This window comes from Rhizobium bangladeshense (genome assembly GCF_001662075.1).
Taxonomy (GTDB): Bacteria; Pseudomonadota; Alphaproteobacteria; order Rhizobiales; family Rhizobiaceae; genus Rhizobium; species Rhizobium bangladeshense_B.
On the sequence record NZ_LYPL01000009.1, the window covers coordinates 133,042 to 152,719 of the forward strand.

22 protein-coding genes are annotated in these 19,678 nt (G+C 61.2%); 13 read left to right on the forward strand and 9 right to left on the reverse strand.

Annotation, left to right across the window (positions count from 1 at the left end):
• Positions 1 to 17: 17 nt before the first annotated feature.
• The 3 genes from A7X77_RS18755 (at position 18) to A7X77_RS18765 (ending at position 1,998) form a co-directional block, all read left to right on the forward strand.
• Positions 18 to 731, forward strand: a complete 714-nt coding sequence (locus tag A7X77_RS18755; RefSeq protein WP_064684344.1) for a substrate-binding periplasmic protein — start codon at positions 18 to 20, stop codon at positions 729 to 731.
• A 77-nt stretch (positions 732 to 808) separates the two neighbouring features.
• Positions 809 to 1,540 (forward strand): aminoacyl-tRNA hydrolase, encoded by a 732-nt coding sequence (gene pth / locus A7X77_RS18760; RefSeq protein ID WP_064684345.1) that lies wholly within the window; start codon positions 809 to 811, stop codon positions 1,538 to 1,540.
• Positions 1,537 to 1,998 carry a GNAT family N-acetyltransferase gene (locus A7X77_RS18765; protein WP_064684346.1) on the forward strand — a complete coding sequence of 154 codons (462 nt, stop codon included), beginning with the start codon at positions 1,537 to 1,539 and terminating at the stop codon, positions 1,996 to 1,998. The genes pth and A7X77_RS18765 overlap by 4 nt, the downstream gene beginning before the upstream one ends.
• Before the next feature lie 5 nt (positions 1,999 to 2,003).
• Here the strand turns inward: A7X77_RS18765 and clpS are convergent, their stop codons facing one another.
• A complete protein-coding gene (gene clpS / locus A7X77_RS18770; protein WP_064684347.1) occupies positions 2,004 to 2,315 on the reverse strand; it encodes an ATP-dependent Clp protease adapter ClpS in 312 nt (103 codons plus the stop codon).
• Positions 2,316 to 2,636: 321 nt separating this feature from the next.
• On the opposite strand from clpS, the gene ychF reads away from it, so the two are divergent.
• Positions 2,637 to 3,740, forward strand: a complete 1,104-nt coding sequence (gene ychF / locus A7X77_RS18775) for a redox-regulated ATPase YchF (protein ID WP_064684348.1) — start codon at positions 2,637 to 2,639, stop codon at positions 3,738 to 3,740.
• Positions 3,741 to 3,759: 19 nt separating this feature from the next.
• Here ychF and A7X77_RS18780 read toward each other — a convergent pair whose 3' ends face one another.
• Positions 3,760 to 4,839 (reverse strand): hypothetical protein, encoded by a 1,080-nt coding sequence (locus A7X77_RS18780; RefSeq protein ID WP_064684349.1) that lies wholly within the window; start codon positions 4,837 to 4,839, stop codon positions 3,760 to 3,762.
• A gap of 80 nt (positions 4,840 to 4,919) precedes the next feature.
• On the opposite strand from A7X77_RS18780, the gene A7X77_RS18785 reads away from it, so the two are divergent.
• Together A7X77_RS18785 and A7X77_RS18790 are read left to right on the forward strand one after the other, a co-directional pair.
• The gene (locus A7X77_RS18785; RefSeq protein WP_064684350.1) at positions 4,920 to 5,402 is read left to right on the forward strand and encodes a MaoC family dehydratase; all 483 of its coding nucleotides are present in this window, start codon (positions 4,920 to 4,922) and stop codon (positions 5,400 to 5,402) included.
• Positions 5,399 to 5,866: a MaoC family dehydratase gene (locus A7X77_RS18790; protein WP_064684351.1), complete on the forward strand. Its 468-nt coding sequence runs from the start codon at positions 5,399 to 5,401 to the stop codon at positions 5,864 to 5,866. Before A7X77_RS18785 ends, A7X77_RS18790 begins: the two co-directional genes overlap by 4 nt.
• A gap of 28 nt (positions 5,867 to 5,894) precedes the next feature.
• On the opposite strand, the gene A7X77_RS18795 is transcribed toward A7X77_RS18790, so the two are convergent.
• From A7X77_RS18795 to petA, 4 genes are all read right to left on the reverse strand, one after another.
• Positions 5,895 to 6,440 (reverse strand): adenine phosphoribosyltransferase, encoded by a 546-nt coding sequence (locus tag A7X77_RS18795; protein WP_010058411.1) that lies wholly within the window; start codon positions 6,438 to 6,440, stop codon positions 5,895 to 5,897.
• Between the two features lie 275 nt (positions 6,441 to 6,715).
• Complete coding sequence (locus A7X77_RS18800) at positions 6,716 to 7,597, reverse strand: cytochrome c1 (RefSeq protein ID WP_064684352.1); 882 nt, start codon at positions 7,595 to 7,597, stop codon at positions 6,716 to 6,718.
• A 25-nt stretch (positions 7,598 to 7,622) separates the two neighbouring features.
• Positions 7,623 to 8,903 (reverse strand): cytochrome b, encoded by a 1,281-nt coding sequence (locus tag A7X77_RS18805; protein WP_064684353.1) that lies wholly within the window; start codon positions 8,901 to 8,903, stop codon positions 7,623 to 7,625.
• A gap of 14 nt (positions 8,904 to 8,917) precedes the next feature.
• Entirely contained in the window at positions 8,918 to 9,496 is a 579-nt protein-coding gene (gene petA / locus A7X77_RS18810; protein ID WP_064684354.1) for a ubiquinol-cytochrome c reductase iron-sulfur subunit, read from the reverse strand.
• A 286-nt stretch (positions 9,497 to 9,782) separates the two neighbouring features.
• Between petA and A7X77_RS18815 the strand changes: the two genes are divergently transcribed.
• A complete protein-coding gene (locus tag A7X77_RS18815; protein WP_064684355.1) occupies positions 9,783 to 10,715 on the forward strand; it encodes an endonuclease/exonuclease/phosphatase family protein in 933 nt (310 codons plus the stop codon).
• On the opposite strand, the gene A7X77_RS18820 is transcribed toward A7X77_RS18815, so the two are convergent.
• The gene (locus tag A7X77_RS18820; RefSeq protein WP_064684356.1) at positions 10,671 to 12,584 is read right to left on the reverse strand and encodes an ABC transporter ATP-binding protein; all 1,914 of its coding nucleotides are present in this window, start codon (positions 12,582 to 12,584) and stop codon (positions 10,671 to 10,673) included. The two genes, A7X77_RS18815 and A7X77_RS18820, sit on opposite strands and share 45 nt — an antisense overlap.
• Positions 12,585 to 12,745: 161 nt before the next feature.
• Here A7X77_RS18820 and A7X77_RS18825 point away from each other — a divergent pair, with 161 nt between their 5' ends.
• Positions 12,746 to 12,976: a hypothetical protein gene (locus tag A7X77_RS18825; protein WP_064684480.1), complete on the forward strand. Its 231-nt coding sequence runs from the start codon at positions 12,746 to 12,748 to the stop codon at positions 12,974 to 12,976.
• A 78-nt stretch (positions 12,977 to 13,054) separates the two neighbouring features.
• Here the strand turns inward: A7X77_RS18825 and A7X77_RS18830 are convergent, their stop codons facing one another.
• Positions 13,055 to 14,911 (reverse strand): ABC transporter ATP-binding protein, encoded by a 1,857-nt coding sequence (locus A7X77_RS18830; RefSeq protein ID WP_064684357.1) that lies wholly within the window; start codon positions 14,909 to 14,911, stop codon positions 13,055 to 13,057.
• Between the two features lie 386 nt (positions 14,912 to 15,297).
• Between A7X77_RS18830 and A7X77_RS18835 the strand changes: the two genes are divergently transcribed.
• A complete protein-coding gene (locus A7X77_RS18835; RefSeq protein WP_064684481.1) occupies positions 15,298 to 15,759 on the forward strand; it encodes a tRNA (cytidine(34)-2'-O)-methyltransferase in 462 nt (153 codons plus the stop codon).
• Between the two features lie 195 nt (positions 15,760 to 15,954).
• Positions 15,955 to 17,601, forward strand: coding sequence for a Na/Pi cotransporter family protein (locus A7X77_RS18840; protein WP_064684358.1), 1,647 nt, complete (start codon positions 15,955 to 15,957; stop codon positions 17,599 to 17,601).
• 3 nt (positions 17,602 to 17,604) lie between these two features.
• Here the strand turns inward: A7X77_RS18840 and A7X77_RS18845 are convergent, their stop codons facing one another.
• Positions 17,605 to 17,865 (reverse strand): hypothetical protein, encoded by a 261-nt coding sequence (locus tag A7X77_RS18845; RefSeq protein ID WP_064684359.1) that lies wholly within the window; start codon positions 17,863 to 17,865, stop codon positions 17,605 to 17,607.
• 174 nt (positions 17,866 to 18,039) lie between these two features.
• On the opposite strand from A7X77_RS18845, the gene hemF reads away from it, so the two are divergent.
• The 3 genes from hemF to A7X77_RS18860 all read left to right on the forward strand — a co-directional run bounded on the left by hemF (position 18,040) and on the right by A7X77_RS18860 (position 19,617).
• On the forward strand, positions 18,040 to 18,951 hold the full coding sequence (hemF, locus tag A7X77_RS18850) for an oxygen-dependent coproporphyrinogen oxidase (RefSeq protein ID WP_064684360.1): 912 nt from the start codon (positions 18,040 to 18,042) through the stop codon (positions 18,949 to 18,951).
• 103 nt (positions 18,952 to 19,054) lie between these two features.
• On the forward strand, positions 19,055 to 19,318 hold the full coding sequence (locus A7X77_RS18855; RefSeq protein ID WP_064684361.1) for a hypothetical protein: 264 nt from the start codon (positions 19,055 to 19,057) through the stop codon (positions 19,316 to 19,318).
• A 113-nt stretch (positions 19,319 to 19,431) separates the two neighbouring features.
• Positions 19,432 to 19,617, forward strand: coding sequence for a DUF1059 domain-containing protein (locus A7X77_RS18860; protein WP_010029983.1), 186 nt, complete (start codon positions 19,432 to 19,434; stop codon positions 19,615 to 19,617).
• The last annotated feature ends 61 nt before the right edge of the window (positions 19,618 to 19,678 follow it).

Here is a 19,678-nt window from a genome sequence, read left to right on the forward strand (position 1 = left end):
ACGAAGGAGATAATCCGATGAAAAAGCTCCTGCTTCTCGCATGCCTGGCGCTGCCCTGCGCTGCCCATGCGCAGACAATCAATTTCACGACCGAGGATTACGCCCCCTTCAACTATCGCGAAGGCAAGGAGATCAAGGGCGCGACGGTCGAGCAGGTCGAAAAGGTGATGGCCGCGATCGGCGTCGACTACACGATCGAGGTCTTGCCCTGGGCGCGCGCTTTCGGCCTCGCGCGCACGGCGCCGATGACCTGCGTTTTCGCCACCGCCCACAACAGCACCCGCGACCCTCTGTTCAAATGGATCGAACCGCTGCTGATCGATCGCAATATCCTGATTACCCGGAAGGGTTCCGGCGTCACCGCCGGCACTCTGGACGAGGCGAAGAAATATACGATCGGCACGCAGCGGGAGGACTACACCGAGACGATCCTGAAGGAGAAGGGCTTCACCAAGCTCGACGTCGCCAGCGACTTCAACGCGACGCTGCGCAAGCTGCTGAGCGGCCGCATCGACATGATGCCAATCTCCGAACTCTATTTCGACAAGCTGAAGGCCGATCAGCCGGTGGAGATGGTGACGGTGCTCTCCGCCCAGCCGATGGGCATTGCCTGCGAAAAGAGCTTTCCGGACGATCTGCGCGCCAAGATGCAGGCCGCTCTCGACAAGCTGATCGCCGATGGCGACCAGAAAAAGATCTTTCTGAAATACGGCATGAACCTGTCGGACTGATGCTGCCCTTTCCGCTTGACATTGCGCGGTTTTCCGGGTGGTGAACAGCGGGAAAGCTTAAGCGAGGAAGACAGGCCATGCTGATCATCGCGGGTCTCGGCAATCCCGGCGCCAAATACGCCGGCAACCGTCACAATATCGGCTTCATGGCCGTTGATGCCATCCATCGGCGCCACAGCTTCTCGCCCTGGTCGAAAAAGTTCAGGGGCGAGATCGCCGAAGGCGAACTCGCCGGCGAGAAGGTGCTGCTGATCAAGCCCCAGACCTACATGAACCTCTCCGGCGAGGCCGTCGGCGAGGCGATGCGCTTTTACAAGCTCCAACCCTCCGACCTTGTCGCAATCTATGATGAGCTTGACCTTCCCGCTGGCAAGGCGCGGCTAAAGACCGGCGGCGGCCATGGCGGCCACAACGGCATCAGGTCGCTGGACGCCCATTGCGGCAAGGAATACCGGCGCCTGCGCCTCGGCATCGGCCATCCCGGCGTCAAGGAAATGGTGCAGAACCATGTACTCGGCGATTTCGCCAAGGCCGACAGGGACTGGCTGGAGCCGCTCCTCGACACGCTCGCCGACAATGCCGAGATGCTGGTGCGGAACGAGGATTCCCAGCTGGTGAACAAGATCGCGCTGGCGCTCGGCGGCCAGGCCGAGGAGGAAAAACCGCGCAAAGAAGGCAAGGATGGCGAAAAGAAGCCGGCCGGTCAGTCGCACATCCGTCAGGCCCGTAGCAGTAATCAGCCGAAACTCTCCGCCACCGGGCCGATGGCCGAGATGCTGAAGAAGATGTTCGGCAATAAGGGGGAATGAGGCCGGTGCCGGACCAGGATTTCGCCATCCGCCGCGCAACTGCCGGCGATCTTCCGGGACTGAGCGTCCTCTACCGGCATTTGAACCCGACAGATCCCGTTCTCGACAAGCCCATGGCAGGAGAGCGCTTCTCCGCCATCCTCGCCCATCCCGGCATGACCGTGTTCATTGCCTTTGCCGGCGATGTCGCCGCCGCCACCGCCACGCTGATCGTCGTGCCGAACCTGACGCGGGGCGGCGCCTCCTATGCGCTCATCGAAAACGTCGTCACCCACACCGACCACCGCCGGCAGGGTTATGCCGGCGCGGTCATCGGCCATGCGGTGGAGCAAGCTTGGAAGGCCGGCTGTTACAAAGTGATGCTGCTGACCGGCTCCAAGAATCCTGCGACGCTTCGCTTCTACGAGAATTGTGGCTTCATCCAGGACAAGACCGGCTATCAGATCCGCCGAGCCTGAGTCGGCTATTCCTCGGGCTCCGTCGTGAACATCAACGGAAAGCCCATCTCCTTTGCTAGGTCGATGCCCTCCTTGGCCTTGGTCTCGGCAATGTCCTTGGCGCAGACCACGACCACGCAGGCACCGAGCTTGTGCGCCGTCATCATCACCCGATAGCCGGTCTCCTCGCTCATGCGGAAGACAACCTTCAGGATCACGATGACGAATTCGCGCGGCGTATAATCGTCGTTGACGAGGATGACCTTGTAGAGCTTCGGCTTGTCCAGCTTCGGCTTCACCTTGGTCTTCGGCTTCAGGGCAACGTCGTTGTCACTCATCGGAAAATCCACCCGTTGATGACATGGTCAGGAATCTTCAAAACCAATTAACCATTGTCGATGACGAATTTTCGACGGCCGTGGCTGCCCGCCTCGATCAGAAAATCGGCCGCCGAATTGAGGGCCGGATGTGCGGCCGGCAGGAGCGACCGTGCATCTGACCGAAATCCGCAATGCATCGAAACCGCGATCGCCCTCGAAAATAGGCCGGCGCCGTTCCTTGGGCAAGTGAGCAACGTTAAAAGCTCGCTAAGACTTGACCATATTGCTCCTTTATCCCATAGGCACCAGCAAGAAATTCAAGAACAGCAGGTTTTAGCCATGGGCTTCAAATGCGGCATCGTCGGTCTGCCGAACGTCGGCAAATCGACCCTCTTCAACGCGCTCACCAAGACGGCGGCGGCACAGGCGGCGAATTATCCCTTCTGCACCATCGAGCCGAATACCGGCGAAGTCGCCGTGCCTGATCCGCGCATGCGCAAGCTTGCCGACATCGCCAAATCCAAGGAACTGATCCCGACCCGCATTTCCTTCGTCGATATCGCCGGCCTGGTGCGCGGTGCCTCGAAGGGTGAAGGCCTCGGCAACCAGTTCCTGGCGAATATCCGCGAAGTCGATGCCATCGTGCATGTGCTGCGCTGCTTCGAAGACAGCGACATTACCCATGTCGAGGGTCGCATCAACCCCGTCGCCGATGCCGAGACGATCGAGACCGAGCTGATGCTGGCCGACCTCGAAAGCCTGGAACGCCGCACCGAGCAGACGCGCAAGCGCGCCACCGGCAAGGACAAGGAGTCGATGGCGATGCTGCCGATCATGGAAGCGTCGCTGAAGCTGCTCAACGAGGGCAAGCCGGTACGCACGCTGCTGTCGACGCTCGATGCCGAGGAGATCGCCATCCTCAAGGGCCTCAACTTGCTGACCTCGCACCCGGTGCTCTATGTCTGCAACGTGGCAGAGGCCGAGGCTTCGACCGGCAACCAGTTCACCGAGGCCGTCGCGGCCATGGCTAGGGAACAGGGTGCCGAAACCGTCGTCATCTCGGCGGCGATCGAGGCTGAGGTCGCCCAGCTTCCCGAGGATGAGGCCAAGGAATTCCTCTCTGCCCTCGACCTTGACGAAGCGGGCCTCGACCGGCTCATCCGCGCCGGCTACAAGCTGCTCCACCTCATCACCTATTTCACCGTCGGCCCGAAGGAAACGCGCGCCTGGACGATCGAGCGCGGCACCAAGGCGCCGCAGGCCGCCGGCGTCATCCATTCGGATTTTGAGCGCGGCTTTATTCGCGCCAACACCATCGCCTATGACGACTATATCAAATTCAACGGCGAAGTCGGTGCCAAGGATGCCGGCAAGGCGCGCGACGAAGGCAAGGAATACGTCGTTCAGGACGGCGACGTCATCCACTTCCGCTTCAACACCTAAATGAAAATCCGCTGCCGCCTTAACCCGGCGGCAGCCTGTTTGCGATGGCCGGCGGCAGTGCCCTGAGCACCAGCCGCCGAAGCGGCATCCAGCCGGTGCCGATGATCAAGACGATCGCGCCGACGATAATCAGCGTCGTGAAGATATAGGTGTCGACCGTGGCGCTTCCCTCCCGGAAGACGCCGAAGATCGCAACGCCGAGCGACAGCAGTCCCGAGGTGACGAAGGCGCGCCGGTCTATGATGAGACCGATCAGCATCAGCATCGCCACCGTCGCGACGACCACGGGTGTCCGCGACGACATGTTCGCGACGTCGAAGATGCGAACGTCTCCCCCGAACGAAAGCAGGGAAATGGTGCTGTAGAGCAGCGCCGGCGCCGCGCCGAGATGCAGCCAGAAAGCAATGTCCGAACGCGTTGTCCGCCGCAGACGGTCGCCGAGATCGAAATAGAGCGCCATCGCAAACAGTCCGAGGGCGCAGATGAGGAAAACCAGCGCCAGCACGACGGGATGATCGAGGAAAAATGCCGGATTGCCGCTTGCCCACTGCACCAAGCGCAAAAGCAGGGTGAGAACGAAGGCAAGCACCGACATGATAGAGAGCGCCAGCGACAGCGGCACGCGGTAGCGGGCATAATAGGCGCCGAGAATGATCGGGAAACCGGCGACGAACTGCGTCGCCTCCGCTCCAAAGGATGTAGCGGTCGGCGTCCACAACGGGAAGAATCGCGACATCAGAAGGCAGGTCCAGCAGAACAACGCGATCGTCAGGCTGACGGCCGGCAGAGCGAGCCGCTGGCGGCGCACCAGGATTTCCGAAAGGACGATGATCGCGGGCAGCACGGCATAAAGTGCCGAAAGCCCCCAGAGGCCGCCGAGCCCAACGACGACGCCGATGGTGATCAGAACGTCGTGAAACCCACGCACGAAGCGCGGCGTCTCCGTGTCCGACCAGGCCGGTCCCACTGCTGCTGTCGGCTGCGGCTCGACAACCGCCACGCCGCGCTCAGTTAGGAAAGGCAGAAGCCGCCCGCCCGCCTCCGGCGAAATCAGCCCCTGGCGCGCCGCCTCGTCGAGTATCGACCTCAGTTCCGTCATGCCGGTTTATCTCCCCGGAATCATTGAGCCCGCGCGGATGCTATTGTAAGCATTGTGCCCTGCATATGGCGGAGGAGCGAATGTCGGCAGAAAAGCTTTTCTTCGAAGATTTCCCACCCGGCCAGCGCTTCGCCCTTGGTCCGAAGCCGGTGCTCGCCGAGGAGATAATTGAATTCGCCAGAGAATTTGATCCGCAGCCGATGCATCTCGACGAGGCCGCCGGCCGCGCCAGCATCCTCGGCGGGCTCGCCGCTTCCGGCTGGCATACGTCCTCGATGCTGATGCGGATGATGGCCGACAGCTACATCCTTAACGCGCACTGCGAGGGCGCTCCGGGCATTGATCTGATGGAATGGCGAAAGCCGGTGCTGGCCGGCGACACGCTGGGCGGCCACTCGACCGTCCTCGAAGCCCGGCTGATGCGCTCGCGCCTTGGCATGGGCATCGTCAAGCTCCGTCATGTGGTGGAAAATCAGCGCAGCGAACTCGTCTGCCTTTCCGAGAATTCGGTTATGATCCGCACGCGCCCTGAAGACGGTATGGGTCCGGAGGTATTGCGATGAGAATGTCCGAGCTTTACGCCGTCGGCGAGAAGGCCGAGATCGGCAGCTACACCTTTACCGAAGAAAACATCATCCGCTTCGCGACACGCTATGATCCTCAGCGTTTTCATGTCGATAGGGAAGCCGCCAAACATACCCTCTTCGGCGGTCTGTGCGCCTCGGGCTGGCACACCACCGCCGCCTGGATGCGAACCTTCCTCGCCTTCTGGCAAAGGCAAAGCGTCGTGCTCGCCGAAAAGGGCCTGACGTCACCCAACCTCGGCCCCTCACCCGGCTTTCAGAAACTGCAATGGCTGAGGCCCGTCTTTGCGGGCGATGTCGTAACCTATTCCGTCGCCTTCCTCTCCAGCCGGCCGCTCGCGTCGCGGCCGGGCTGGAACCTCAACACTATCCTCTGCGAAGGCGTCAATCAGAATGGCGAGGCTGTGATGCGCTTCGAGAGCGGCGTCCTAGATTTCGACTGACGCCGCTGGCGCCGGGGGTAAAGAAGGGTCAATGCCCGGAGAATTCAACCAGCGTGTGCACGACGACGCCGAGTTCTTCGAGCTTCCTGCGGCCGCCGAGATCGGGGAGATCGATGACGAAGCAGGCGCCGACCACCTCCGCGCCGATCTGGCGCAGCAACTTCGTAGCCCCGACGGCCGTGCCGCCTGTGGCGATCAGGTCATCGACCAGTATCACCTTCTCGCCGGGCTGCACCGCATCGCGGTGCATCTCCATCTCGTCAACGCCGTATTCCAGGCTGTAGGCGATGCGCACGGTATCGTGCGGCAGCTTGCCCTTCTTGCGGATCGGAACGAAGCCTGAGGAAAGCTGATGCGCCACCGCACCGCCGAGGATGAAGCCGCGCGCCTCCATGCCGGCGATCTTATCGATCTTCGTGCCCGCATAGGGCTGCACAAGTTCGTCGACCGCCCTGCGGAAAGCGCGGGGGTTGCCGAGCAGCGTGGTGATGTCGCGGAAGATGATGCCGGGCTTGGGGTAATCCGGAATGGAGCGGATGCTGGCTGCAAGCTCCGAAGTCGTATTTTTGTCCATCGAAAGTCCGTATCTGCGAGGCATGACACTAATTGCGCCGCGTCATACCTGATTCATGCGACGCGATTTAGCGGATTGTTTTTGCGTGTTGTCCCGAAACCGTGGCACACCTCCGGGCGACATGCATTAGAGCATGACGCCGAAAAGTGTAGGCGATTTCGGACGACATCGTGCTCTAACTCATTAGTGTTTCACCCGCACCCTATCAATTGGCAGGAGCGGAACCAACAAAAAAGGCGGCTCGCAAGCCGCCCTTCGAATTTGGAATGGAACGCTCAGTGTTCCTTGTTGGCGTAGATCGAGCGCTTCGTCAAATAGATCAGCACCGTAAAGATCACCAGGAAGACCATGACCATGAAGCCGGTGCGCTTGCGCTCTTCGAGATGCGGCTCGGCAGCCCACATCAGGAAGGCGGTGACATCCCTCGAATACTGTTCGACGGTCGTCGGCGCGCCATCGTCATAGGTCACCTGACCATCGGAGAGCGGCTTCGGCATGGCGAGAACGGCGGCAGCATTGAAATAAGGGTTATAATGTCCACCCTGCGGCACCTGGAAACCCGCTGGCGGCTCTTCATAGCCGGTCAGCAGTGCGTGGATGTAATCCGCGCCGCTTTCCTGATACTGGGTGAAGATGTCGAAGATGAATTGCGGGAAGCCGCGCTCGACTGAGCGGGCCTTGGCGATCAGCGAAAAATCGGGTGGAGCCGCGCCATTGTTGGAAGCAGCCGCGGCTTCCGCATTGGGGAAAGGGGACGGGAAGTAATCGGAAGGAACGGCCTTGCGGGTAAACATCTCGCCGCTCGCGTCAGGACCGTCCTGAACCTCGTAATTCGCGGCGAAGGCTTTCACCTGCGCCTCGGAATAGCCGAGTTCGCCGAGCGTGCGGAAAGGCACGAGCTTCATCGAATGACAGGCCGCACAGACTTCCGTGTAGACCTTGAGACCGCGCTGGAGCTGGCCCTTGTCGTAATGGCCGAACGGACCGGCGAAAGACCATTCCTCCTCCTTCGGATGCTTCAGCGGATAGTGCGGCGTCTCACCTTCAGCGTGATGGGCCGGAGCCGCACCGTTGGCGGGCGCCTCCTCGGCCAGAGCCGCACCGCTGAGACCAGCAACGACAGCGAGCGAGAGGATGCTTGCAACAAGCGTTTTCATGTTTCTGTTCCCTTCCGTCGCGCGCTTACGCATTGGCCGCTGCACCAGCGGCAGCTGTCTTGTTGCGCTTCTCGAGCACCGCTTCGGTGATCGAGTTCGGGATGCGGCGCGGTGTCTCGATCAGGCCGAGCACCGGCATGGCAACCAGGAAGAAGGCGAAGTAGAGGAGCGTGCAGACCTGAGAGATCCAGACGAAGTCACCTTCCGCCGGCTGCGATCCGAGCCAGCCGAGGATGATCGCGTTGATCACGAACAGCCAGAAGCACAGCTTGTACCAGGGACGGTAGACCGCCGAGCGAACCTTCGACGTATCGAGCCAGGGCAAGAAGAACAGCACGATGATTGCACCGAACATCACCAGCACGCCGCCGAGCTTGGAGTCGATCGGGCCGATGTTGAAGGTGATCGAACGCAGCATCGCGTAGAACGGCAGGAAGTACCATTCCGGAACGATGTGAGCCGGCGTCTTCAACGGGTCGGCCGGGATGTAGTTGTCGGCGTGGCCGAGGAAGTTCGGCATGTAGAAGACGAAATAGGCATAGACCAGCAGGAAGACCGAAACGCCGAGCGCATCCTTCATCGTCGCATAGGGCGTGAAGCGCACGGTGTCGGTCTTGGTTTTGACCTCGACGCCCGTCGGGTTCGTCTGGCCGGTGACGTGCAGCGCCCAGATGTGCAGGACGACGACGCCGGCGATCATGAAGGGCAGCAGGTAGTGCAGCGAGAAGAAGCGGTTCAGCGTCGGCTGTTCGACCGCAAAGCCGCCGAGCAGGAACTGCTGGAGCGATTCGCCGATCATCGGGAAGGCCGAGAAGAAGCCGGTGATGACGGTCGCACCCCAGAAGGACATCTGGCCCCAGGGCAGGACGTAGCCCATGAAGCCGGTCGCCATCATCAGCAGGTAGATGACGACGCCGAGGATCCAGAGGATTTCGCGAGGCGCCTTGTAGGAACCGTAATAGAGGCCACGGGCGATATGCAGGTAGACGGCGACGAAGAAGAAGGATGCGCCGTTGGCATGCAGGTAGCGCAGCAGCCAGCCGTGGTTGACGTCGCGCATGATCTTTTCAACGGAATTGAAGGCGATCGCGGTGTCGGCGGTGTAATGCATGGCGAGCACGATGCCCGTCAGGATCTGCACGACCAGCATGACGGAGAGCATGGCGCCGAACGTGTAGGCATAGTTCAGGTTTCTCGGAACCGGATATGCCACGAAGCTGTCATAGACCATGCGCGGCAGCGGCAGGCGCGCATCGACCCATTTTTCGAAGCCGGTTGATGGTTCGTAGCTGGAATGGCCACTCATGAATCAGTCTCCCCTCAACCGATCTTGATTTTGGTATCGGACACGAAAGAAAAGGTCGGGATCGCCAGGTTCTCAGACGCAGGACCCTTCCGGATGCGGCCGGCCGTGTCGTAGACCGAGCCATGGCAGGGACAGAACCAACCATTGTATTCGCCGGCCTGGCCGAGCGGAACGCAGCCAAGATGGGTGCATGTGCCGATCATGACGATCCAGTTTTCCTTGCCGGCGCCGCCCGAACGGTCGACCCCCGTCGCCTGAGCTTCGGCGGGAAGGTTCGCATTGCGGGCGACAGGATCCTTGAGATCCGCCAGCGGAACATCGGCTGCGGCCTTCACTTCCTCAGGCGTACGGTTGCGGATGAAGATCGGCTTGCCGCGCCACTTGACCGTCAGCGACATGCCGGGCTCGAGGCTCGCGACATCGACCTCGATAGAGGCCAGCGCGAGCGTCGACGCATCGGGGCGCATCTGATCGATGAACGGCCACGCAAACGCAGCGGCGCCGACAGCACCCGCCATGCCGGTGGTGAGATAAAGGAAATCACGGCGAGTGGGCTCTGTCGAAGCCTCGCTTGTCGTTTCGTGTTCGCTCACGGCTTAACCATCCTCTGCGCAATTATCGCGGAATTCCGCCCTGCCCCCTCTGCCGAGGAATCGAACCAGACACAATTCGGCCATAGATTCCCCGGCAATCCGGCGCGTTCTAAGCTTGATCGCAAATTATGTCCAGCCTTGACAAGGGGATGAGGGCACAATGTCGCGGGAAATTTCGGATGAATTTTTTAAGGCAAACACGAGCTTGCCGGCATGCTGCATTGCAACAAAAAAGCCGCCGTGATAGGCGCAGTCGCAATCACGCCAGCGAGCCGGACCGAAGCGTATGAGAGACACGATTTTTTGCGTATTCAGCGTCCTCACGACCCTGGCCCTCGCCATCGTCTCGTTGCGGTATGTCACCGATTTTTATCTGCTTTCCCTCTTTTACAGCTTCCAGCTCCATCTGGCGGCGGCGGCTGCGCTCGCCTCCCTCGCGGCTTTGCTTGTCAAGCGCCATTGGTACGGCCTGCTGACACTCGGCGCATCACTGGCTCTTGCCGTCCACGGCATTGTGATGACCCGCGAATTTGCCCAGCCCGCCGTCGATAATAACCGCCCGGTTCTTTTCCGGCTGATGTCCTTCAATATCGAAAACGATAATTTCGCAAACGGTGCCGCGATTGCCGACATGGCGATTGCCTCGGGCGCCGACGTCGTCAACATCCTCGAGGCCGAGCCGGTTCGGTCGGAACTGCCGCGGCTTCTGAAAACTTATCCTCATTATGTCGGCTGCGGCATCGGCATGCAGGAATGCGATACGCTGGTCCTGTCGAAGCGCCCACTCATCGAGCCGCGCATCCGCAGTCTCGGCCTGCTGTGGCGCAACCGGCTGACGATCTCGACGGTTGATTTCGACGGCCGCAAGGTCAACTTCCTGACCGCGCATCTGACCAAACCCTATTACGACGAGTTCTACGGTCTGGAGCTCGAGGACCTCGCCGCGATCGCCCCCACCCTGCCGGGACCTCTGGTGCTGGCCGGCGATTTCAACTCGTCCATCCTGACGCCGGGCGTACAGGACCTTCTGCGCAGAGAAGGCTTCGCCACCGTTTCGCGGGAACCCGCAACCTGGCCAATCGCCGCCGGCGCCTTCGGCATTCCGATCGACCACGTCTTTGCGAGGGCGCCCCTGCGGCTGAAATCGGTCCGCCGCATCGCCGACAGCTACGGATCAAACCATTTTGGCCTCATGGCGGAATTCGCCATCGCCCCCTGAGCCGAGATACTCGTCCGCCGCGAGGAAGCCGCCGGACTGGCGCGCCCAAAGTTCGGCATAGAGCCCGCCTTGGCGAAGCAGTTCGTCGTGGCTGCCCTCCTCGATGATCCGCCCGCGATCGACGACGATCAGCCGGTCGAGCGCAGCAATCGTCGACAGCCGGTGGGCGATCGCGAGCACGGTCTTGCCCTCCATGATCCGATGGAGATTGGACTGGATCGCTTCCTCCACTTCCGAATCGAGTGCCGACGTCGCTTCGTCGAGAACCAGGATCGGAGCGTCCTTCAGCATCACCCGGGCAATGGCAATGCGCTGCCGCTGACCGCCCGACAATTTGACGCCGCGCTCGCCGACATGTGCGTCGAAACCTCTGCGGCCCTGCTGATCCTGCAGGCGGGCGATGAAGTCGATGGCTTCGGCGCGCCGGGCCGCCTCGACCAGCCGCTCCTCGCCGGCATCCGGCCGGCCGAACAGGATATTGTCGCGCACCGAACGATGCAGCAGCGAAGTATCCTGGCTGACGACGCCGATCTGCATCCGGAGCGATTCCTGCGTCACGGCCGATATATCCTGGCAGTCGATGAGGATGCGACCCTCCTGGAGGTCGTAGAGGCGCAGCAGCAGGTTCATCAGCGTTGATTTTCCAGCGCCCGAACGGCCGACGATCCCGACCTTCTCGCCGGGACGGATAGTCAGAGAGAAATTGTCGACGACCAGCTCCTGCCCCTTGCCATAGCGGAAGGAGACATTCTCGAAGCGAATGCCGGGTTGCCGGATCACCAGGCTCTTCGCATCGGCGCGGTCGACGAGCCCGAGCGGCTGGGAGATCAACTCGGCGGCATTCTGGATGGTGCCGAGATTGCGCATGATGCCGTTGAACTGCGTCATCAGCCGTCCGAGCAGGAAATTCAGCCTCAGCACCAGTGCCAGCGAGAATGCCACAGCACCGGAGCTGACCAGGCCGCGCAGCCAGAGATCGACGCTCAAGCCTGCCATCGTCACGATCATCAGGCCGGAGAGCAGCGCCATGGAGGCCCTGACGCCGGTGATGAACCGCGTGAAGCGCAGCACCGTATCCTGATAGATATCGAAGCCCTGGCGCATGTAGCGGTCGCACTCTTCGTCGCGGGCAAACAGCTTCAGCGTCTGCATATTGCTGTAGGAATCGACCATCCGGCCGTTCAGCATCGACCCCGCTTCCGCCGTCTCGCGCGAATGATGGCGAATCCGCGGGACGAAGTGGCGGGCAAGCAGGCTGAAGGCGCCAAGCCAGAACAGCACGACGGCGGCAAGGGAAAAGTCCAACCGGGCGACCAGCACCAGCGTCGTGACCGCATATATTCCGACAAACCAGACGCTTTCCATCAGCGAGGTGACGAGATCGCCGGTTGCCTGGCCTGCCGACCAGACCTTGGTGACGATTCGCCCGGAAAAATCGCTCTGAAAGAACGACAAAGACTGCCGGGAGACATGGAGATAGGATTGCCAGCGTGCTAGATTGTAGAAGCCGGGCGTGATCACCTGCTGATCGACGAGGGCAATCAGAAAGGCGACGACGAAGCGTACGAGCCCGATGAGAGCGAGCATGCCGAACAGTTCGCCGCCGTGGGCCGCAAGAAGACCGCTCCAGCCGGCGCCGGGCGTAATGCTGGCGAGAATATCGACGAGGCGTCCGACGAACCAGAAAAGTGCGGCTTCGATTGCCGCCGATGCGCCGCCGAGTATGAGCATGGCGACGAACGGCATCCTCGTCTGGCCGATATAGAACCAGATGAAGCCGAGCGTTGTCTGCGGCGGCTGGAGATTGGCGCGCGGGCGGAACGGATTGATCCAGGTCTCGAACAGGCGGAAGATGGGCCGCAGCAACATGGAAGCGATATAGGCGGATTGAGGGGAGCGGCAAAGGGAATGAAAAGAGGTCGCAATCTTATATTTTTGTAATGATCGGTAACATCGGCGGCATCGCCATTGATTGCTCGCCAACCGGTCACAATCTGACGATAGGATCGCGCTTCAACGGAGGGAAGGCCATGGAAATGAAAATGCTCGATGCGCATATTCCTCTTCCGCTCGCAGCAAGGTTGGATGCCCTGGCCGCCGACCTGGCGCTGCCGCGCGATCTGATTGTCGCCGAAGCCATCACCGCCTGGCTCGACAGCGAGGAACGCCGCCGCATCACCACGCTCCGCACGCTCGCGGCCGCCAACACCATTGTTGTCGTCGAACACGACCGGGTGATCGACTGGGCTGACAGTCTTTGAAAGGATGGGGACTCCTTGTACCCCATTTCAGTTTAACAATTCAAAAGGCCCTCCCCGCTCTCGCAGGGAGGGCTTTGATCATTCCGCCGCCTCTTCCGCTTCCTCGGTGTGGTCGGAGAGGAAGCCGCCGGACTGGCGGTTCCAGAGGTCGGCGTAGACGCCGCCGCTCTCGATCAGTTCGCCGTGCGAGCCGGCCTCGATGATCCGGCCCTTGTCGAGCACGATCAGCCGATCCATCTCCGTCAGCGTCGACAGCCGGTGAGCGATCGCGATCACCGTCTTGCCCTCCATCAGGGCGAAGAGGTTTTCCTGGATCGCCGCCTCGACTTCTGAATCGAGCGCCGAGGTCGCCTCGTCGAGCACCAGGATCGGCGCGTCCTTCAGGAAGACACGGGCGATCGCGATGCGCTGCCGCTGGCCGCCGGACAGTTTGACGCCGCGTTCGCCGACCTGCGCGTCGAGCGCCTGGCGCCCCTGCATGTCGACGAGCCCCTCTATGAACTCCCAGGCATTGGCGCGTCTGGCCGCCTCGATCACCTCGGCATCGCTCGCCTCCGGCCGGCCATAAGCGATGTTGTCGCGGATCGAGCGATGCAGCAGCGAGGTATCCTGCGTGACCACCCCGATCAGCGAACGCAGGCTTTCCTGCGAAACGCCTGATATATCCTGGCCGTCGATGGTGATGCGACCGCCCTCCAGATCGTAGAAGCGCAGCAGCAGGTTCATCAGCGTCGTCTTGCCGGCGCCGGAACGCCCGACGAGACCGACCTTCTCGCCCGCCTTGATGTCGAGCGACAGATTGTCGATGACGCCCTTGCTCTTGCCGTAGTGGAAGCGGATGCGCTCATAGTGGATCGCGCCCTTCTTCGCCGTCATCGAAGGCGCGCCCGGCTTGTCGACGATGTCGTGCTGTTTGCTCATCATCTCCATGCCGTCATAGACCGTGCCGATATTCTCGAACAGCGCCGAGACTTCCCACATGATCCATTGCGACATGCCGTTGACACGCATGGCAAGACCGATGGCGATCGCAATCGCGCCGACCGAGATCGCCCCGTTCAGCCAGAACCAGATCGACATGCCCGAGACGACGAACAGCGCAACGCAGTTGTTCAGGTAGACGCTGATGTGGAAGAGCGTCACCTTGCGCATCTGCCTGTGCACCGTCTGCAGGAACTCGTCCATGCCCTCCTTGGCATAGATTTCCTCGCGGCCGGCATGCGAAAACAGCTTGACGGTGGCGATATTCGTGTAGCTGTCGACCACGCGACCGGTCATCATCGAGCGTGCATCCGCCTGCTGCGCCGCGATCTTGCGAAGCTGCGGCACGAAATAGGAGACGATGCTGATATAGACGGCGAGCCAGACGAGGATCGGGATCATCAGCCGCCAGTCGGCGGCCGCAATCACGATGATCATCGTCAGGAAATAGCTGACGACGTAGACGAAGACGTCGAGAATCTTCATCACCGTTTCGCGCACGGCAAGCGAGGTCTGCATCACCTTTGTCGCGACACGCCCGGCAAACTCGTTGGCGAAGAACGTCATGCTGTGGCGCAGCAGGAAGCGGTGCATCTGCCAGCGGGCGCTCATCGGATAGTTGCCGAGCAACATCTGGTGCATAATGAGGGAGTCCAGGCCGGCCGCCAGCGGCAAGCCGACCAGCACCAGCACCGCCATCCAGAACAGCTTGTGGCCCTCCGTCTGCAGGAAGGTGGCGCGGTCGGCATTGGTCAGCCAGTCGACGATGTCACCGAGAAACTGGAAGAGCGCCACTTCGCCGACGGCGATCGACGCCGTCAGCAATGCCATCAGGCCGAGCCAGGGTGCCGCCGGCTTGCTGTAGTGCCAGCAAAAGGCAAAAAGACCTTTGGGTGGAGCGACAGGCTCCTCGCTCGGAAAGGGATTGAGTCGCTGTTCGAACCAGCCAAACATGAAATTGCTCCGAAACATCAGCGTCTCGGCTCCCGGCTTCGCCCAACCTGAGCGCACTGCAAGCACATATGGGAACCGAAAGTTCAAGGGGCGAGGCTGAAACAGCCGCACAATGGATCAAAAGGGGGGATTTCAGGAAGAAATGCGCGCTAGCGGCGCCATGTCGCCTTGATCGGCATCACGACGGGAAAGCGCATAATGAGCAAAATATTCATGTCGGCCCTCCCTGCTGGCGATTGAAGATCGTGCATGGATAACGCGAAAATCGCGAAATTTCCAGCCCTATAACGGCGTAAATTGAACGTTGCTGGGCCGAGATGCGCCCGTTGCGGCAAAATGCCGGTTGCTTTAGGTGTCTCGCATCCCGACGAGACAAACGGCGCATGATGACCGACCTCAGACTGGCACTCTACCAGCCGGATATTCCCGGCAATACCGGCACGATCCTGCGTCTTGCCGCCTGCCTCGGCTTCGCGGTCGATCTGATAGAACCCGCCGGCTTCGTCGTTTCCGATCGCAACCTGAAAAGATCGGGAATGGATTATATCGCCGCCGCCGCGCTGACCCGCCATGTCAGTTGGGATCGCTTCGAAGCGTGGCGCGCCACGACCGGCCGCCGCCTGATCCTCGCTTCAACCAAGGCGGCGGATCGCTACACCGACTTCACCTTCCGTTCAGACGATATTCTGCTTCTCGGCCGGGAAAGCGCCGGCGTCCCGGACCATGTGCATGAGAGGGCCGATGCCCGTATCCTGATCCCGATGGTCGACGGCCAGCGCTCGATCAACGTTGCCGTCTCGGCTGCGATGATCGTCGGCGAAGCGATGCGCCAGACCGTCTGGACTTGAGCGACAGCGGCCTTCGCAGAATGGCCGAAGCCCGGAATCTGTCGGAAATTGACATTGCCAATCCGCGAGATCGGACTATATTTATTAGCCGGGCAATCAAAAATATCGCATGACGGCCGCGATTTCAATAGCTTGGAGAGGCATCACTCTGGCCTGGGTCTCGCCAACAGATGAAGGAAGAATAAAAACAAGAAAATGGATTCCACGGTCATCATGATCAACCTGTTCGGCGCCGTCGCATTGCTGCTGTTCGGCCTCGCGCAGGTCAAGGACGGCGTATCCAGAGCCTTCGGCGCCCGGCTCAGAACAGGACTTGCGACCGGCACGCGCGGCGGCTTTCGGTCCTTCATGTCAGGCCTGGTCGCAACCGTCGCTCTGCAGAGCTCCACGGCAACGGCGTTGATGACCGCCTCCTTCGTCGAGCGTGATCTGATCAGGCCGCGCATGGCGCAGATCGTCCTGCTCGGCGCCAATGTCGGCACCGCCATCACTGCCTGGATCGTCGCCACGGGGATTGAATGGCTCTCCCCGCTTCTAATCCTGACCGGTATTGCGCTCTACCGCGGCCGTTCTAGCGCCCGCCAGGGCGGTGGCGCAGCGCTGATCGGCATTGGGCTGATGCTGCTGTCCCTGCATCTCCTCGGCCTTGCAACGGAACCGATGCGGACCTCACCCGCTCTTGCCGCATTCATCGGCCTGCTGAACGGCGCCCTGCCCGTAGCGCTGCTGTTTTCGGCGGCCCTTGCCTTCCTTTCCTCGTCAAGCCTGGCCGTTGTGGTACTCATCCTGTCGCTCGCCTCGGCCGGGCTTATTTCTGCAGAACTCGTCATCGTGCTGGTGCTCGGCGCCAATCTCGGCGGCGCAATCCCGCCTGTCGTAGCGACATTGGGCGGCCCGGCTTCAGCCCGGCGTGTTACACTTGGCAATCTGACCGTCCGCACGCTCGGCTGCCTGATCGCCTTGCCACTGGCGGGCTATGGCGCCGACCTCATCCAGATGTTGCCGTTCGGACCGGCCAAGCTGCCAGTCGACGCACATCTGGCCTTCAATCTTCTGCTGGCCGCGCTGGCCTGGCCTTTCTCCCGGCCGCTCGCCACCCTGATGGCCCGGCTGGTGCCGGATCAGCCGGAACCCGATAGCGCCCCGAAATATCTGGACGCGCAGGAACTTTCCACGCCCATCATCGCCCTTGCCAGCGCCACCCGTGAGGTGTTGGGGATCGGCGACCTTATCGAGCGCATGCTCATCCGAGTGTCGGAAGCCCTGGAGCACAACGATGCCTCAAAGCTCGCCGAAATCGCCGCCATCGAGGAGCGCGTCGACCGACTTCAGCAGGCGGTGAAGGTTTATCTCTCCAAGCTCGGCCGCGATGGCCTTAGCGACGAAAACGCCCGGCGCTCGATCGTCGTCATCGATTATGCGATCAATCTCGAACACATGGGCGACATCATCGAGAAGGGCCTTGCGGAACAGGTGGCGAAGAAGATTTCGCTCGGCCTGAAATTTTCCGAGGACGGCCATCAGGAACTAAGGAAGCTGTTCGATCTGACGATCGACAATCTGCGCGTCGCCCAGACCATCTTCGTCACCCGCGATTTCAATCTCGCGCGCCGGATGATGGAGACGAAGGTCGAGGTGCGCCGGATGGAGAAGCAGTCGGCCGAACATCATCTCGAACGCCTGCGCGACGGCCGTGCCGACAGTCTGCAGACGAGCTCGCTGCATCTCGACATGCTGCGCGACTTGAAGCGGATCAACGCCCATATCGTCTCGGTAGCGCATCCGATCATGGATGAAAGCGGATTGCTGATCGAAAGCCGTGTGCGGCCGGCGGCGGAGTGAGGGTCAATCGGCCGAAGGCAAGCGGCGCATGGTGAATTCGATCCGGTCGCCGTCGAGCTGACGCCAGCTCTCCACCTCGGTCCAGTAGGCCGCTTTCGGATATTCGTCGAACCATTCGCGCGCCTTGGCGCGTGCGTCGATCAAGCCGAGGCAATATGTCTGACGCACGAAATGGTCTCTCTTGGCGATCGGATTTTCCGCCCGGTGTTTCGCCATTCTGCGCTTCAGACCGTCAAAGGACGGAGGTCCTGGAATTTTTGCCATCAAACCTACCTCTTCGGAAAAGGTAGTATCGAAATACTTGATTTGCGAGTCGAATCCTCGCTCCCCGTGTCCGCGCCGGCCGGCTTGGCGAGATGCGGTGCCACCTGCTAAACCGAGGTGCAATCAAGAATGAGCGAGTCGTTTCCTAGCGGAGGCCGACCGCTGGAGGCGCAAATGGAAAGACCGGAACTGCCGATCGGCTTGCCTGACGATATCGAGGAAAAGAAGGGGGCCGCCCGCAAGTGGTTCGAAGGGCTGCGCGATACCATCTGCGCCTCCTTCGAGGCGCTTGAAGACGAGTTGGAAGGCCCGCTCTCCGATCAGGAGCCCGGCCGCTTCGTCGCCAAGGATTGGTCGCGCGAAAACGGCGCCGGCGGCGGTGGCCGGATGTCGATGATGGAAGGCCGTGTCTTCGAGAAGGTCGGCGTGCATACCTCCACGGTCTACGGCGAATTCTCCCCGGAATTCCGGGCACAGATACCCGGCGCCAAGGACGATCCGCGGTTCTGGGCCTCCGGCATCTCGCTGATCGCCCATCCCGTCAATCCCAACGTTCCGGCGGTGCATATGAACACCCGCATGGTGGTCACCACCAGCCGCTGGTTCGGCGGCGGCGCCGACCTGACGCCGGTGCTGTCGCGCCGCCGCACCCAGGAGGACGAGGACAGCCAGCTGTTCCACAAGGCCATGGAGATCGCTTGCCGCAATCATGCCGTAGCCGACTACGATGCCTACAAGGCCTGGTGCGACGACTATTTCTTTCTGAAGCATCGCAACGAGCCGCGCGGCATCGGCGGCATCTTCTACGACTGGCTGCATTCGAGCGAGGAGGCCGGCGGCTGGGACGCCGATTTCGCCTTCACCCGCGATGTCGGCCGAGCCTTCGCCATGGTCTATCCGAAGATCGTCCGTTCCAACTTCAACAAGCCGTGGACGGAAGCAGATCGTGATGAACAATTGATCCGCCGCGGCCGATACGTCGAATTCAATCTGCTGTATGATCGCGGCACGATCTTCGGCCTGAAAACCGGCGGCAACGTCGAATCCATTCTCTCCTCGCTGCCGCCCGTCGTACGCTGGCCGTGAGACTGTGAGATCTCATCGATAAATTCGAGCCGAGGGTCCTTCATAAAAATGCAGTGAGTCCTAACTTTATATGTACGTGCGTAACAATCGGAGGAGGATTGTCATGACGACACAAAGCGGCTCGCCTGCGTCCACGGATGTCCAGGAAACATTCCGTGCAGTCGACACGCCCGAGTTCCTGATACGCATCGCCGAGAAACTGCGGGCCAAGAGCGGCTCGGATCTGCCGCTGTCCTGCTTCATCGAGCAGGTCAAGCTACAGTTGGCCGGCGGAAAGTCGCCGGAAGAGCTGCAGAACGACGCCGCCAACTGCAACACGCCCAGCCATCTCTCGGATACCTACAAAGCCTGGGCGATGCCCGACTGAAAGACCTTCTCCGGTCGTCACCCGATGCCGGCCGGAACCTTCCCTTCCTCCGCACATTTCATCAATCGCGTGCAAACGCGATGGCCGTTGTGTTTCAGACAGAGGAGAAGACCATGCGACTTTTCGAATGCGGCACGCTTGTTCCCGGCTGCGCTTGGCACACCCGGGCGGATAATGACGCGGAAGTCGTCCGCCGCGCCGTCGAGCATCTGAAGACCGCTCACGGCGAAACCACCATACGCGAAAACATGGTTGACAACATCAAGGCCCGCATCCGCGACGAGGCGACCGCCGCCTGACGGCCGGTGGCCAAGTACCAACGATAGCTGCGCCGCGTCCACCGGACGCGACGCGGTGTAC